Here is a 14,162-nt window from a genome sequence, read left to right as displayed (position 1 = left end):
ATGGTTCGCATGTTCCAGCACGCCATCGCCGAGTTCCCCGCAGCCGCGGGCGCGATGGCCGCTGCCCTGGCCCTGGCAGTCGCAACCGCCGCTGACGCCGCTCTCGCCGGCGCAGCAGCAGTCGACGGCGCGACCGCATTCGGCGGCGCCCGAAGCTGACCTTCCCCGGGACGTCCCGGGACCTCGGACGGGGAAGGTCGGCCCGTCGCAGAGGTCCCGTCCCATGTTTCAGGACGACTCCAGGAGAAGATCCCCGCCATGGCCAAGCAGGCCTTCGTGCGCACCAAGCCGCACCTCAACATCGGCACCATGGGTCACGTCGACCACGGCAAGACCACCCTCACCGCCGCCATCACCAAGGTCCTCGCCGAGCGCGGCGGCAGCACCTTCGTGCCGTTCGACCGGATCGACCGCGCCCCGGAGGAGGCCGCCCGCGGCATCACCATCAACATCTCGCACGTGGAGTACGAGACGGCGACCCGGCACTACGCCCACGTGGACATGCCCGGACACGCCGACTTCGTGAAGAACATGATCACCGGCGCCGCCCAGCTGGACGGCGCGATCCTGGTCGTCTCGGCGCAGGACGGCGTGATGCCGCAGACCGCCGAGCACGTGCTGCTGGCCCGTCAGGTCGGCGTGGAGCACGTCGTCGTCGCGCTGAACAAGGCCGACGCCGGCGACCCCGAGCTGCTCGAACTGGTCGAGCTGGAGGTCCGCGAGCTGCTGAGCGCCCACGGCTACGACGGCGCCGGGCTGCCGGTGGTGCGGGTCTCCGGACTGCGCGCGCTGGAGGGCGACCCGTTCTGGTCGGTGGCGCTGCTGGAGCTGCTGGACGCGGTGGACACCTACGTCCCCACCCCGGTGCGCTACACCGAGGCGCCGTTCCTGCTGCCGGTGGAGAACGTGCTCACCATCACCGGGCGCGGCACCGTGGTCACCGGCGCCGTCGAGCGCGGCCGGGTCCGGCTGGGCGACCGGGTGGAGGTGCTCGGCTACGGCTCGGAGCTGGTCTCCACCGTCACCGGCGTGGAGACCTTCGGGCGCACGATGGAGTCCGCCGAGGCGGGCGACAACGTCGCGCTGCTGCTGCGCGGGGTGCAGCGCGGGCAGGTCCGCCGCGGCCAAGTGGTGGTGGCGGTGGGCGGAGCCTCGGTGCACACCCGGTTCACCGCCCGCGTGCACCTGCTCTCCACCGCCGAGGGCGGTCGCCGCACCCCGATCAGCAGCGGCTACCGGCCGCAGTTCTACCTGCGCACCGGTGACGTGGTCGGCGACGTCGAGCTGCCCGAGGGCCACGGCCCGGTGCAGCCGGGGGAGACCGTCGAGCTGACGGTGACCCTCGGCCAGCCGGTCCCGGTCGAGCCCGGCCTCGGCTTCGCGGTCCGCGAGGGCGGGCGGACGGTGGCCGCGGGGGCGGTGCTGACCGTGCTCGACTAGGGAGCGCCCAAGCCCCGGCCCGGCCCCGGCCCGCCCCGGCCCCGGCCCCGGCCTGTCCGGAGGGTGGGGCGGGGGAGCATGATGGGTGGCATGACGACCGTGCCGCCGTTCCAACCGGCCGCGCTCGCGGCGCCGTTCGAGGCGCTGCGGGCGCGGCTGCTGGCCGAGGTGAACGCGACGGTGCACGGCCAGGACCTGCACCTGGAGCGGTACGAGGGGCCGCCCGGCGACCCGGGTCTGTTCGGCCCCGCGAGCATGACCTGGCGGGTGCACGGGCACCCGGCGGGGATGCTCACCGGCGGGTTCGCCGCGCTGCTGCTCCAGTCGCTGCACCCGCTGGCGATGGCCGCCGTGGACGCGCACTCCGATTTCCGGGCGGACCCGGCCGGCCGGCTCAACCGGACGGCGCGGTTCGTCACCACCACGACCTTCGGCTCGACGGCCGCCGCCGAGCAGGCGATCGCGGCGGTGCGCCGGATCCACCCCCGGATCCGCGGCACCGCGCCGGACGGCCGGCCCTACCGCGCGGACGATCCCGAGCTGCTCACCTGGGTGCACACCGCCGAGGTGCGCTGCTTCCTGGCCGGCTACCAGGCGCTCGCCGCCACCCCCCTGACGCCCGCCGAGTGCGACGCCTACTACGCGGACGCCGCGCTGGTGGCCGAGCGGCTGGGCGCGGTCGGGGTGCCGGGTTCGCGGGCCGAGGTGGCGCGGTACTTCGCCGCCGTCCGTCCGCAGTTGCGGGCCACTCCCGCGGCGCTGGACTGCCTGCGGTTCCTGCGCGGGTTCGGGCGCAGTCCGCGCGAGCGGGCCGCCACCAGGCTGGTGATGAACGGGGCGGTCGGCCTGCTGCCCGGGTGGGCCAGGGCGGAGCTCGGGGTGCGCCGGCCGGCGGTGGTGCGGCTGGGGGTGGACCGGCCGATCGCGCGGGGGATCAGCCGGACGCTGGTGTGGGTCTGCGGGCCGTCCGAGATCCAGCGCGCGGTGCGGCGACGGGTGGGCGTGGGGGCGTAGCGGCCCTGCCCCGCGCACCCCGGTGGCCGCTCACTTGCCGCGCGGCCGGGCACGGACGTGCATCCGCTCGCCCTGCGGGCCGAACAGGCTGAGCACCTCCACCGGCCCGTCGCCCGTGCTGCCGAACCAGTGCGGGACCCGGGTGTCGAACTCGGCCGCCTCGCCGGTCCTGAGCAGCAGATCGTGCTCCGCCAGCACCAGGCGCAGCGTGCCGCCGAGCACGTAGAGCCACTCGTAGCCCTCGTGGGTCCGCAGCTCGGGGGCGTTGCGGTCGGTGTTGATGATCATCTTGAAGGCCTGCAGCCCGCCCGGGTGCTGGCTCAGCGGCAGCACGGTGGTGTCCCCGTGCTTGACCGGCTTGAGCCGCACCCGGGGGTCGCCCACCGGCGGAGCGCCGACCAGCTCGTCCAGCGGGACCTGGTGGGCCTGGGCGATCGGCAGCAGCAGCTCCAGGGTGGGTTTGCGCTGCCCGGTCTCCAGCCGGGACAGGGTGCTGACCGAGATCCCGGTGGTCTGCGAGAGCGCGGCCAGTGTGCAGTCCCGCTGGAGGCGGATGCGCTTGAGCCGTGGCCCGACGGCGGCGAGGATGTCTTCCATGCCCTCCATTGGACACGATTGCCGAATCAGCAACAACGTTTGCGGCCAGGTCCGGGCCGGGTGCACTGTCGAGGCAGATCCGCATGCCGACGGAGGTAGCACGATGAACCGCGACCACAAGCACGGCCACGACCAGGGCCACAGCCAGGGCGGTGGCCACGGCCACGGTCACCCGCACGACGACGACTTCGACTGGGACGCGATGGCCGACCTGCTGGTGCTGGAGGGCGAGGCACACGGCCCGTACGTGCAGCAGGCCATCGCCGAGTTGCAGCGGCTGACGGTGCGTGGCGACCGGCGGCCGGGCCGGATCCTGGACATCGGCAGCGGCCCCGGCGTCGCCGCCTGCCGACTGGCGGCGGCCTTCCCGGCGGCCGAGGTCACCGCCGTGGACGGCAGCGAGCAGCTGCTGGCCCGCGCCGAGCAGCGGGCCGCGCGGCTCGGGGTGAAGCTGCGCACCCGCCGGGCCGAGTTCCCCGCAGGGCTGGCCGACCTGGCCGAGCCGGGCGCGGCGGACCTCATCTGGTCCGGCCAGGTGGTGCACCACGTCGGCGATCAGCAGGGCGCCCTGGAGGCGCTGGCCGGGCTGCTGGCGCCCGGTGGCGTGCTGGCCGTCGTCGAGGGCGGCCTGCCGACCCGCGGCCTGCCCCGTGACCTCGGCTTCGGGCGCCCCGACCTGTTCGCCCGGCTGGATGCGGCGATGGTCGAGCGGTTCGCCCGGATGCGTGCCGAACTGCCGGGCTCGGTCGCCGTGGTGGAGGACTGGCCCGGGATGCTGCGTGCCGCGGGCCTCACCGAGGTGCGCAACCGTACCTTCCTGGTCGAACACCCCGCCCCGCTCGCCGAAGGGCCGCGGCAGTGGCTGCGCGGCAACCTGGAGCGCAGCCGGCAGACCCTCGGCGACCAGCTGGACGCCGAGGACCTGGCGACCCTGGACCGCCTGCTCGACCCCGCCGACCCGGCCGGCATCGACCAGCGGGCCGACGCCTACCTGCTGCTCGCGAAGACCGTCCACTTCGGCCGGCGCACCGGAGCCTGACCATCGCGGGACGCGTATTCCCCCTCTGGACATGCCAATTGGCAGCCAATCCACCGACGGACCCCCGGGCACATATTTCCCGGGGGTCCACCGCTTTCCCGTTGGCCCCCGCCCGCTTTCCGCGGAGTTCACGGGAACGTCGTGTGCCGTCCCTTGCCACAGTGGCAAAAAGTGCGACCACCGCTCAACTACGGTGGATCAGCAGCTCGTTGTCCGAAAAGTGGCGCAACTCCGGCCGGAATGTCACCGGCCGGCCCGGTGGACCGTGGACATCCTGTGATCTCAGTCGCACTCGATGTCCATCCGGCCAGGTCAGCCAACTGACGCATGGTCAACTTCGGTTGCTGCGAGCTAGAGTGAGGAGGTCGGTCGCGTGACACCGCGGCCGTCTCCTCCTTTCGGCCGGCAGGCCGCCGGGCACCCCACTCCGGCGGAATTGCGGCACGGTAAGCCGCCCTATGCGGACTTCCGCATGCGACCCACCCCACCAGGGCTGCGCATTCGAACGCGAGGACTGCCCATCCTGACGCGCCGACGCGATCCGCCGGTGCGCGGGCAAGACTGGGGAGGTATTTTGACGCAGCAGTTCTCTGCCGTTCGGCAGAGCGATATCAACGGACTGTTGGCGCTCTATCGACACGTCTACGGCAGCGGGTACGCGCTGCCGATCGGCACCGATCCCGCCGTGATGGCACGGGAGATCGCGGCCCCGAACACCACCTGGCTGGCCGCCCGGGAGCCGGACACCGGCCGGATCGTCGGGACCATCATCGGCACCCTCGACCCCGGTGAGCGGCTCGGCAAGCTCCAGGGCCTGGTGATCCACCCCGACGCCCGCGGCACCGGACTGGCGCACCAGGCAGTGCGCCAGCTCGCCGACGCCCTGCTGACCGGCGACGGCACCCGGCAGCCCGCCGACTCGGTCTACGCCACCGCGCGCACCAACTCCACCGCGCCGCAACGCGTCTGCCTGGGCGCCGGGTTCCGCGCGCTGGGCATCTTCCCCAACCTGCGCAAGGCGGACGAGCACGAGACCATGGTGCTGCTCGCCAAGCACCGTCCGGGCGTGCTGGAGCGGCGCCTGCCGGTGGAACGGGTGCCGGCAGGGCTGGCCGACCTGGTCCGGGCGCTGCACCAGGCGGTCGGCCTGTCCGAGCAGCCGCTGCCCGCGATCGACGACGAGCCGCTGCCGCGGCGCCAACGCCGTTCCGTCGGCGTCGAGATGGAGTTCGTCGACGCGCCGCAGTTCGTGGCCCGGCGCACCACCGAGGTGATGCCCGACCCGGAACAGCGCTTCTACCCCTTCCACACCCCGAACGTCATGCTCTCCTCCGCGGACGGCGCCCACGAGGTCTACGCCCAGCTGAACCGCTCGGACGGCTACTGCGCGCTGATCGGCACCGCCGGCGGCGACCTGGCCACGCTCGCCCCGGTCTTCGAGACCCTGATCGCCCGGCTGGCCGAGGGCGGCGCCTCGCACATCGAGGCGCTGCTGCCGCTGGACCGTTACCAGGACCTGCGGCTGCTGCTCGCGTACGGCTTCCTGCCGGCCGCCGCCTATCCGGCGATGCGCCGCCAGGGCGAGGGGTTCCGCGACTACGTGGTGATGACCCGCAGCCTGCAGCCGCTCGACTTCCGCGGCCTGTCCATCGACGCGGCCTTCCAGCCGTTCACCGAGCAGTACATCGAGCTGTGGAAGCAGCAGTACCTCAACACGCACGAGGTGTTCCAGTGAGTACGACCATCCCGGTGGACCTGGCGAGCCGCTACCTCGAACCGGTCCAGGTCCCGGACCCGTCCGCGCTCGGGCACGTCCAGCAGCTCTTCGACGTCGCCGAGCCCTACCTGGCCGGCCCCGAGCTCGACGAGCTGTTCGCCCAGGCGATGAACGAGTCGAACGCCTGGCACGCCGCCCGCTCGCCGTTCTTCGGCAGACTGTGGGCGTCCAGCGCGGCTGCCGACCAGCCGCTGAAGTCGGCCGCCGACCTGGCCCGACCGCCCTTCGTGCACGCCAACTTCTTCAAGGCGCACGAGGTGGTGTCGATACCCGAGGACGACGTCAGGATCCACCTGACCTCCTCGGGCACCACCGGGCAGAAGTCGCAGATGTTCTTCGACGACTGGACGCTGCGCAACGGGCAGCGGATCGTCGCCCGGATCTTCGACTCCTACGGCTGGCTGGGATCGGACGAGCCGGTCAACTACCTGCTCTCCAACTACCAGCCGCGCCCCGGGCTGAACCTGGGAACCTCGTTCACCGACGAGTACCTGGCCCACTTCGCGCCGGTCCGCTCGGCCGAGTACGCGCTCAAGCACACCGGCAGCGGCCACGAGTTCGACCCGTTCGGCTGCGTGCGGGCGCTGCTGCGGTTCGCCGAGGAGGGCGCCCCGGTGCGCATCCTCGGGTTCCCTGCCTTCCTCTCCTTCACCCTGGACCGGATGCGCGAACTCGGCCTGCCGCCGATCACCTTGGACCCGCGCTCGCTGGTGGTCTTCGGCGGCGGCTGGAAGGGCAACGCCGACAAGCAGGTCACCAAGCCGGAGCTGTACCGGCGCATCCACGAGCAGTTGGGCATCCCGGACGAGCGGATCAGGGACGGCTTCGGCGCGGTCGAGCACTCGGTGCTCTACATGGAGTGCGCCAACCACCACCTGCACGTGCCCACCTGGTCGCGGATGCTGGTGCGCGACGTGCGCACCCTGCAGCCGCTGGGCCACGGGCAGCGCGGCTACGCCCAGTTCATCTCGCCCTACATCACCTCGGTGCCCGCACAGTCGGTCCTGATGGCCGACATGGTCTCGCAGCACGCCCCCGAGGAGTGCGGCTGTGGCCTGCCCACACCCTGGTTCACCGTGCACGGGCGGGCCGCGCTCAGCCGGAACCGCAGCTGCGCCATCGCCGCCGCCGAACTGCTCAAGGGGAACTCGTGACCACCGCACCGCACACCTCTTGCGAGGACCGACCGCACTACTGGCAGGGCGAGTTCCTCGACGACGCCGAGGCCGGGCGACGGCTGGAGGAGCTGGAGGCCCACGTCCGCTCGGTGCTCGCCGAGCCCCGGCTCAGCCCGCTGACCGTGCTGGCCGCCTGCGACCTGCTCGCCACCGCGCTGCGCGACCCCGCGAGCGCACAGACCAAGTTGCTGGCCGAGGAGTTGGCCGGCGCCGGGGTCGACGCGGCCGAGGTGGTCCGCACCCTGGGCGACGTCGCCGGCGCACTCGACCGGGAGGCGCTGGAGACCAAGCTGATGCGCGAGCTCGGCGGCACCGACCCGGGCCGGCTGGCCCGCTTCGACTTCCGCCGGGAGATCTTCGAGGGCTGGCTGCCGGTCGGCCTGCTGGTGCACGTCACGCCGGGCAACGCGCCCGCCGCCGGCGCGCTCAGCGTGATCGAGGGCCTGCTCGCCGGGAACATCAACGCGGCCAAGACCAGCGGCGATTCACGCTTCACCCAGCAGCTGCTGGCACAGCTCGCGGCGCTCGACCCGAGCGGCGCGATCGCCCGCCGGGTGATCGTGCTGGCCTTCCCCTCCAGCCGCACCGACTGGCTGGCCCGGCTCTGCGCCTGCGCCGACGCGGTGGCCGCCTGGGGCGGCGAGGAGGCGCTGGCCGGGGTGGGCAAGCTGGTGCCGGCCGGCTGCCGACTGGTCGACTGGGGCCCGAAGCTCTCCTTCGCCTACCTTACCGAGGAGCGCTGGGCGGACCCGGCCACGCTGCGCGGCATCGCCGCCGACATCTGCCGGCTCGACCAGCAGGCCTGCTCCAGCCCGCAGTTGGTCTACCTGGACACCGAGGACGAGGCGCAGGTGCTCGCCTTCGCCGAGCGCTTCGCCGCCGTCCTGGCCGAGGCGGTGGGCGAGTTGACCGTGCGCGAGCGCGATCCGCTGGAGAGCGCCGAGATCAGCAACACCGTGCTGGTGACCGGCCTGGAGGAGCACCTGGGCCTGACCCGGGTGCACGCCGACCCCGACGGCAACTGGCACGTGCTGGCCGACCTGCGCAGCGCGCTGCGCGCCTCCCCGCTGCACCGCACCGTCTGGGTCAAGCCGCTGCCGCGCACCCGGATCGTGGAGGTGCTGCGCCCGATGCGCCGCTACCTGCAGACGGTGGGACTCGGTGCCGGCCGGGCCGACACCGCCGTGCTGGCCGGCCTGGTGCTGACCGCCGGCGCCCAGCGGGTCACCGTCCCCGGCGGCATGCTCGACAGCTACAACGGCGAGCCGCACGACGGCGTCTACGCGCTGCAGCGCTACAGCCGCCGGGTGGACGTCCAGCTGGACGGGCGCTTCGGCTCGGACGCCTGCCTGGACGACCTGGTGGGCGTGCGTGAACTGCCGTTGCCGCAGGTGCCGGTGACGGTGAAGAGCGAGTTCGAGCGGCTGCAGGGCGACGGCCGGCGGGCCGAGGTCTTCTTCCGCAGCGGCGGCAGCTCGGGGGCTCCCAAGCTCTCCGCCTTCGCCTGGGACGACTACCACGAGCACATGCGCTCGGGCGCCGAGGGCCTGCTGGCGGCGGGCTTCGACCCGCGCACCGACCGCTCGATGAACCTCTTCTTCAACGGGCAGCTGGCGGGCGGGTTCCTCAGCTTCTACTCGGTGCTGGAGACCCTGCAGGCCGTGCAGTTCCCGATGGTCGCCCAGCCGGACCATGCGATGGTGGCCGATGCGATCGTCGAGCACCGGGTGGACACCCTGTTCGGCATGCCGAACTACCTGCTGCGGGTCTTCACCGAAGGGGCGGACGCGCTGCGCGCCTATCGGGGTGTGCGGAAGGTCTTCTTCGGCGGCGAGCACTTCTCGAAGGGCCAACAGGACTGGCTGCGCGAGGAGTTCGGTGTCGAGCTGATCCGCTCGGCGGCCTACGGCAGCGTGGACGCCGGACCGCTCGGCTACCAGTGCGCGCAGGCCGGCGACCGGGTGCACCACCTGTTCAGCGGCGTGCAGACGCTGGAGATCCTGGACCGCACCGAGGACCGCCCGGCGGCCCCCGGTGAGGCCGGGCGCCTGGTCTTCACCGCGCACACCCGGCGCGGCCAGCGGCTGGACCGCTACGAGGTCGGCGACCTCGGCCGCTGGATCGAGGGCGACTGCCCCTGCGGGCGGCGCACCCCGCGCTTCGAACTGCTCGGCCGCTTCGGCGACACCTTCCGGGCCGGCGGGCACTTCCTCAACTACCGCCGCTTCGTGGCGATCGCGGAGGAGGCCCTGGACCACGTGGGCGCGGTCCAGGTGGTGGTGGAGGAGGGCGCCGGGTCGGCCGGCACCGCGCTGACCGTCCTGCTGGGCGACTTCGACGCCGGTGGCCGCGACGCCGCGCGGCTGGCCGAGGCCTTCCTGGCGGAGTACCCGCAACTCGCGGTCGACGTCGTCCACGACCGCGTGGTCGAGCTGCACGTCAAGGCGGCGCCGGCGGCCGCCTTGGCCCGCACCGAGTCGAGCGGAAAGCTCCGTGAGGTGGTCGACCTGCGGGTCGGCTGACCTCCTCGCGCGTCGGGGGTGACGGCGGTTGCCGTCACCCCCGACGCCCTTGCCCGCGCTCAGCCCAGCCGCTTGTTCAGCCGCTCGTCCAGCCGCTCGTCCAGCAGCCGGATCGCCTTGCCGCTGCGCGGGTTGACGGTCAGGCCGGTCGGGCCGACCCACTCCACGGCCACCGGGTGGATCGCCCCGCGCGCCACCTGGTCGGTGAAGAGCGGCCTGCGCACGTCCAGTTGCTCGATGATGGCGGCCTCCAGCGTGTCCCGTCCGGTGGCCTGCGGGGTGCTGTCGGCCAGGCGCAGGGTCATCTGGTCGCGCCCGTCGAAGTGGCGCACCACCACCTGGAGGCCGCCGATCCGGCCCTCGGCATCGGTGTCGGTCACCAGCGCCCGCAGGTCCTCCAGGAAGATGCTCACCGGCCCGACCCGGGCTCCCTCCTCGGCCCGCCCCAGCAGGCGGAGGGTGCGGCTGGGAAAGTCCACCCACTCGGCCAGGTCGCCCACCGGGTAGCGGATCATCGGCGTCAGCCGCCGCACCAGGTCGGTGGCCACCACCCGGCCCGCCCGCCCCGGCTCCTCGATCGGCTCACCGGTCACCGGATCCAGCAGCTCCACCACCTTCTCGGGGGTGAGCACTTGGTGCACCCGGTTGTCGAACTCCCCGGCGACGGGTGCCGCCAGCACCCCGGCGTCCACGCTCGCATAGCCGATGGAACGGACCGTGATATGGGGGAACGCCTGCTTGATCAGCGGGAGTTGGTCGTCATGGAACGCCTCGCCGCTGAACAGCGCGAGCCGGATCAGCGGCATGCTGCCCACCGTGTCCACCACCTCGCGCGCCAGCCGGGAGAGCGAGGTCGGCAGCGCGGCGATCACGGTGGCGGAGAAGTCCCGCATCGTCGCCACCACCTGCTCGGGCGTGGCCGCCCCGCCGATCGGCAGCTGCACGGTTGCGACCGGCGCCTCCTGGAACAGGTTGAGGGTGAAGACGAAGCTGGAGTACAGCTCCCCGGCGTAGAACAGATTCGCCACCCGGTCCCCGGGCTCCACCCCGGCGGCCGTCAGCCCGGCACTGAACCGCCCGGCCATCGCCCGCCACTCGGGCCGCGTGTAGAACGAGATCCGCGGCATCCCGGTGGTGCCACCGGTCTTGAACACGATCCCGTCGGTGTGCGGCCCGGTCAGCAGCTTGCTGTCCGCGACCGTGTGGGCCTCCCAGAACGCGGTGTGGTCGATGAGCGGGAGGGAGCGGAGATCGGCGACGTCCGCGGGCAGGTGCGCATAGAGGTCGCGGTAGAAGGGCGAGTGCGCGCGGGCGAAGGCTATGAGGTCCGCGGGGTCGCTGGGCCGAGCGTCAGTCATGGGTGTCACTTCCGCCGAGTGGTGAGAGGACGGTGGCCCTCCGGTGATCCACCTTAGGAGGAGCGATGGTCGTGCGATCAACCGGGTCTGACGCACCGTCGGGTCATGGGGCATGCCCGATCTGCCGCCCCGCTTCGTTCACCTCCCGGACCGCCCGAAGCAACGCGGCGCGCTTGACGCGCTTCCTTGTGGACGACCTCATCCCCATATCCGAGACAGCGCGGCTGCTCCGGCGGTACCGTCCGAGAAAGCCCGAACGTCCAAGGGATGCACCTTGAACAAAGCGCTGCGGGACGCTATGTCAGGCGCCGAGTTCAGCGTTCGGCAGCTCGCCACCCGGGTCGGCGTGACGCCCAAGACCGTGGAACGCTGGTTGTCCGACGCGGCTCTCGTGCCGCACCAGCGGAATCGCACCGATGTCTGTACCGCGCTAGGAGTTGATGAACGGATGATCTGGCCGGACTCCGTCCGGGCGAACGTCAAGACCGGGCATGACCGGGAGGTGTTCGCCGTCTACCCCTACCGCTCGGCCTGCCCGACTTCGGTCTGGGCTCAGCTCATCTCCGATGCCACGTCCGAGATCCTCCTGGCCGGATACACCAACTACTTCGTCTGGCTGGAGCAGCCGGCGCTGCACCAGACGCTGCGGCGCAAGGCGGAGGGCGGCTGCCGGGTCCGGTTCCTGCTCGGCGATCCCGCGTCCGGGACGACCCGGCAGCGTGAGCAGCTCGAAGACGTCGCCCTCACCGTCTCCACCCGGATCCGGATCACCCTGGAGAACCTCGCCAAGCTCGCCGAGGTCGACGGAGTCGAGGCCCGGTTCAGTGCGCCCGAGGACGGGCCGAACCATGTGGGCCTGTCCGTGTTCCGTTTCGACCAGCACGCGTTGGTGACGCCGCACCTCGCGCGCGTCGTCGGGCACGACTCGCCGATGATGCACCTGCGGCGCTGCGAGGAGGGCGGACTCTTCGACCGCTTCGCCGAGCACGCGCAGGAGTTGTGGGGGCGTGGCGTGCCGGTGTAGCTGACCCGTAGTGTCACTGGGTGGAGGCGGCCTGCCGCGGACGCGGGCCGTCGCCGACGGGTCCTTCGCCGGGATCGACCTCGCGACGGCGTCAGCGGACCGAGCTCGGGCTCGTCCGGCGCCGGTCCGGTGCGGTGCCGCGGCCCGGTGCCGTCGCCGCTGCCTCGACCGCCTGCGACTGCGCGCCCCAGCGGCGGGCGAGGACGGCGCAGACCATCAGTTGGAGCTGGTGGAAGAGCATCAGGGGCAGCACCATCAACCCCGCTGCGGGGCCCGGGAAGAGGACGGTGGCCATCGGTACGCCGCTGGCCAGGCTCTTCTTGGAGCCGCAGAAGACGATCGCGATCAGGTCGGCCCGGTCGAAGCCGAGGCGGCGGCCGGCCAGCAGGGTGGTGGTCAGGACGAGCGCCAGCAGGGCGGCCTCTACCAGGAGCAGGGCCGCCAGCCGGGGCAGCGAGAGGGTGCCCCAGATGCCGCCGACCACGGCGGCGCTGAAGGCGCTGTAGACGACGAGCAGGATCGAGCCGCGGTCGACCAGGCCGAGGACGGCGCGGTGGCGGGCCATCCAGGCGGTGAGCCGGCGGCGCAGGAGCTGGCCGGCGGCGAAGGGGAGCAGGAGCTGTTCGGCGATCTGCAGGACGCTGCCGGGGGAGATGCCGCCCTTGGTGTGCAGCAGGAAGGCGGCGAGCAGCGGGGTGAGGACGATGCCGAAGAGGCTGGAGAAGGTGGCGCTGCACACGGCTGCGGCCGTGTTGCCGCGGGCGATGGAGGTGAAGGCGATCGAGGACTGCACGGTGGAGGGCAGCAGGGTCAGGAAGAGCAGGCCCTGGTAGAGCTGGGGGGAGAGCAGCCCCGGTACCAGCAGGTGGGCGGCGACCCCGAGCAGCGGGAAGAGGCCGAAAGTCACGGTGAGCACGGTGCCGTGCAGCCGCCACTGCTTGAGACCGTCCCAGGCCTCCTTGGCGGAGAGCCGGGCGCCGTAGAGGAAGAAGAGCACGGCGACCGCGCCGGTGGCGGCGCCGGAGGCGAGGGGTGCGGCGGCGCCGCGGGCGGGGAGCAGGGCGGCCAGCGCGACGGTGGCCAGCAGGGAGGCGATGAAGGGGTCGACCCGCGGCAGGCGCCCGGGTATGCGGGAGCGGAAGGGGCGGTCGGCGCGAGGCATGGTTCTCCGCGGGAACGGTTCGGGCAGGGATGATCCCAGCCTGCCGTCCGGCCGGGTGATTGTGAATCCCGCTGGCCGCGCTCACTGTCATCATGAATCGTGATATCAGCAGATAGGATGGGTTGTGTGTTCGATCCCGTCCAGCTGAGGTCCTTCCTCGCCGTGGCCCAGAGCGGCGGCTTCACCCGGGCCGCCCAGCGGCTGGGGCTGCGGCAGTCGACCGTCAGCCAGCACGTGCGGCGGCTGGAGGAGGCCGCCAACCGGCGGCTCTTCCTGCGCGACACCCACTCCGTGCAGCTGACCAGCGAGGGCGAGGCCATGCTCGGCTTCGCCCGCACGATCCTGGAGGCGCACGAGCAGGCACTCGGCTACTTCGCGCAGACGCAGGTGCGCGGGCGGGTGCGGTTCGGGGCGTCGGAGGATTTCGTCTACACCGAGCTGCCGCAGATCCTGCGCGGGTTCCGGCGCAGCAACCCCCAGGTCGACCTGGAGCTCACCGTCGGTCTCAGCGCCGTGCTCTACGAGCAACTGGCGGACGGACGGCTGGACTTGGTGCTCGGCAAGCGCCCGCCGGGTGGCGGTGCGCAGGGGCAGCTGGTCTGGCAGGACAAGCTGGTGTGGATCGGGGCCGAGGACGTCCGGACGGACCCGGGCGAGCCGCTGCCGCTGATCGTCTACCCGCCGCCCAGCTTCACCCGGGCCCGCGCGCTGGAGGTCTGCGAGCGCGAGGGGCGGCCCTGGCGGATCGCCTGCACCAGCACCAGCCTCTCCGGGGTGCGGGCCGCCGCGCTGGCGGGGCTCGGGGTGGTGCCGCACGCCCGGAGCCTGGTGCCGCCGGGCCTGCGGGTGCTGTCCGACCAGGTGGGCCTGCCGGACCTCGGCAGCACCGAGTTCGCGCTCACCACGGGACGCACCACGGCGCGCGGGCCCGCCCGGGTGCTGGCGCGGGCCGTCCTCGCGGACGCGTTCCGCCTGCAGCGCGCACCGGAGCGGACGGCGCCGTGAGGTCGTGAGGTCGTGCACACGGGAGCGGACGGCGCCGTGAGGCCGT

12 protein-coding genes are annotated in these 14,162 nt (G+C 72.6%); 9 read left to right on the top strand and 3 right to left on the bottom strand.

Annotation, left to right across the window (positions count from 1 at the left end):
• The first annotated feature begins 9 nt into the window (after positions 1–9).
• The 3 genes from OG294_RS10905 (at position 10) to OG294_RS10895 (ending at position 2,454) form a co-directional block, all read left to right on the top strand.
• Positions 10–159, top strand: a complete 150-nt coding sequence (locus tag OG294_RS10905; protein WP_327066274.1) for a hypothetical protein — start codon at positions 10–12, stop codon at positions 157–159.
• A 99-nt stretch (positions 160–258) separates the two neighbouring features.
• Entirely contained in the window at positions 259–1,440 is a 1,182-nt protein-coding gene (gene tuf, locus OG294_RS10900; RefSeq protein ID WP_327066273.1) for an elongation factor Tu, read from the top strand.
• A 90-nt stretch (positions 1,441–1,530) separates the two neighbouring features.
• Positions 1,531–2,454, top strand: a complete 924-nt coding sequence (locus OG294_RS10895; protein ID WP_327066272.1) for an oxygenase MpaB family protein — start codon at positions 1,531–1,533, stop codon at positions 2,452–2,454.
• A 30-nt stretch (positions 2,455–2,484) separates the two neighbouring features.
• Here OG294_RS10895 and OG294_RS10890 read toward each other — a convergent pair whose 3' ends face one another.
• Complete coding sequence (locus OG294_RS10890) at positions 2,485–3,051, bottom strand: helix-turn-helix domain-containing protein (RefSeq protein ID WP_327066271.1); 567 nt, start codon at positions 3,049–3,051, stop codon at positions 2,485–2,487.
• A gap of 103 nt (positions 3,052–3,154) precedes the next feature.
• On the opposite strand from OG294_RS10890, the gene OG294_RS10885 reads away from it, so the two are divergent.
• From OG294_RS10885 to OG294_RS10870, 4 genes are all read left to right on the top strand, one after another.
• Positions 3,155–4,090 carry a class I SAM-dependent methyltransferase gene (locus OG294_RS10885; protein WP_327066270.1) on the top strand — a complete coding sequence of 312 codons (936 nt, stop codon included), beginning with the start codon at positions 3,155–3,157 and terminating at the stop codon, positions 4,088–4,090.
• A 622-nt stretch (positions 4,091–4,712) separates the two neighbouring features.
• On the top strand, positions 4,713–5,825 hold the full coding sequence (locus tag OG294_RS10880) for a GNAT family N-acetyltransferase (protein WP_327066269.1): 1,113 nt from the start codon (positions 4,713–4,715) through the stop codon (positions 5,823–5,825).
• Positions 5,822–7,021 (top strand): LuxE/PaaK family acyltransferase, encoded by a 1,200-nt coding sequence (locus OG294_RS10875; protein ID WP_327066268.1) that lies wholly within the window; start codon positions 5,822–5,824, stop codon positions 7,019–7,021. The genes OG294_RS10880 and OG294_RS10875 overlap by 4 nt, the downstream gene beginning before the upstream one ends.
• Positions 7,018–9,567 (top strand): acyl-CoA reductase, encoded by a 2,550-nt coding sequence (locus OG294_RS10870; protein WP_327066267.1) that lies wholly within the window; start codon positions 7,018–7,020, stop codon positions 9,565–9,567. The genes OG294_RS10875 and OG294_RS10870 overlap by 4 nt, the downstream gene beginning before the upstream one ends.
• 59 nt (positions 9,568–9,626) lie before the next feature.
• On the opposite strand, the gene OG294_RS10865 is transcribed toward OG294_RS10870, so the two are convergent.
• Complete coding sequence (locus OG294_RS10865) at positions 9,627–10,925, bottom strand: phenylacetate--CoA ligase family protein (RefSeq protein WP_327066266.1); 1,299 nt, start codon at positions 10,923–10,925, stop codon at positions 9,627–9,629.
• 448 nt (positions 10,926–11,373) lie between these two features.
• Between OG294_RS10865 and OG294_RS10860 the strand changes: the two genes are divergently transcribed.
• Positions 11,374–11,949 carry a DUF5919 domain-containing protein gene (locus tag OG294_RS10860; protein WP_327066265.1) on the top strand — a complete coding sequence of 192 codons (576 nt, stop codon included), beginning with the start codon at positions 11,374–11,376 and terminating at the stop codon, positions 11,947–11,949.
• A 91-nt stretch (positions 11,950–12,040) separates the two neighbouring features.
• Here the strand turns inward: OG294_RS10860 and OG294_RS10855 are convergent, their stop codons facing one another.
• Complete coding sequence (locus OG294_RS10855; RefSeq protein ID WP_327066264.1) at positions 12,041–13,111, bottom strand: bile acid:sodium symporter family protein; 1,071 nt, start codon at positions 13,109–13,111, stop codon at positions 12,041–12,043.
• 126 nt (positions 13,112–13,237) lie between these two features.
• Between OG294_RS10855 and OG294_RS10850 the strand changes: the two genes are divergently transcribed.
• A complete protein-coding gene (locus tag OG294_RS10850; RefSeq protein ID WP_327066263.1) occupies positions 13,238–14,116 on the top strand; it encodes a LysR substrate-binding domain-containing protein in 879 nt (292 codons plus the stop codon).
• Positions 14,117–14,162 lie beyond the last annotated feature (46 nt).

The organism is Kitasatospora sp. NBC_01302, assembly GCF_035976515.1.
Classification (GTDB): Bacteria; Actinomycetota; Actinomycetes; order Streptomycetales; family Streptomycetaceae; genus Kitasatospora.
The sequence above is the reverse complement of the archived record's forward strand: the minus strand, read 5'-3'. Positions and strand labels throughout refer to the sequence as shown.

What these genes read in the sequence shown, in the direction of transcription:
- OG294_RS10885 (WP_327066270.1), top strand. Translation starts at nt 3,155, where the DNA reads ATGAACCGCGACCACAAGCACGGCCACGACCAGGGCCACAGCCAGGGC.
- OG294_RS10865 (WP_327066266.1), bottom strand. Translation starts at nt 10,925, where the DNA reads ATGACTGACGCTCGGCCCAGCGACCCCGCGGACCTCATAGCCTTCGCC.
- OG294_RS10895 (WP_327066272.1), top strand. Translation starts at nt 1,531, where the DNA reads ATGACGACCGTGCCGCCGTTCCAACCGGCCGCGCTCGCGGCGCCGTTC.
- OG294_RS10855 (WP_327066264.1), bottom strand. Translation starts at nt 13,111, where the DNA reads ATGCCTCGCGCCGACCGCCCCTTCCGCTCCCGCATACCCGGGCGCCTG.
- OG294_RS10890 (WP_327066271.1), bottom strand. Translation starts at nt 3,051, where the DNA reads ATGGAAGACATCCTCGCCGCCGTCGGGCCACGGCTCAAGCGCATCCGC.
- OG294_RS10860 (WP_327066265.1), top strand. Translation starts at nt 11,374, where the DNA reads ATGATCTGGCCGGACTCCGTCCGGGCGAACGTCAAGACCGGGCATGAC.
- OG294_RS10905 (WP_327066274.1), top strand. Translation starts at nt 10, where the DNA reads ATGTTCCAGCACGCCATCGCCGAGTTCCCCGCAGCCGCGGGCGCGATG.
- tuf (WP_327066273.1), top strand. Translation starts at nt 259, where the DNA reads ATGGCCAAGCAGGCCTTCGTGCGCACCAAGCCGCACCTCAACATCGGC.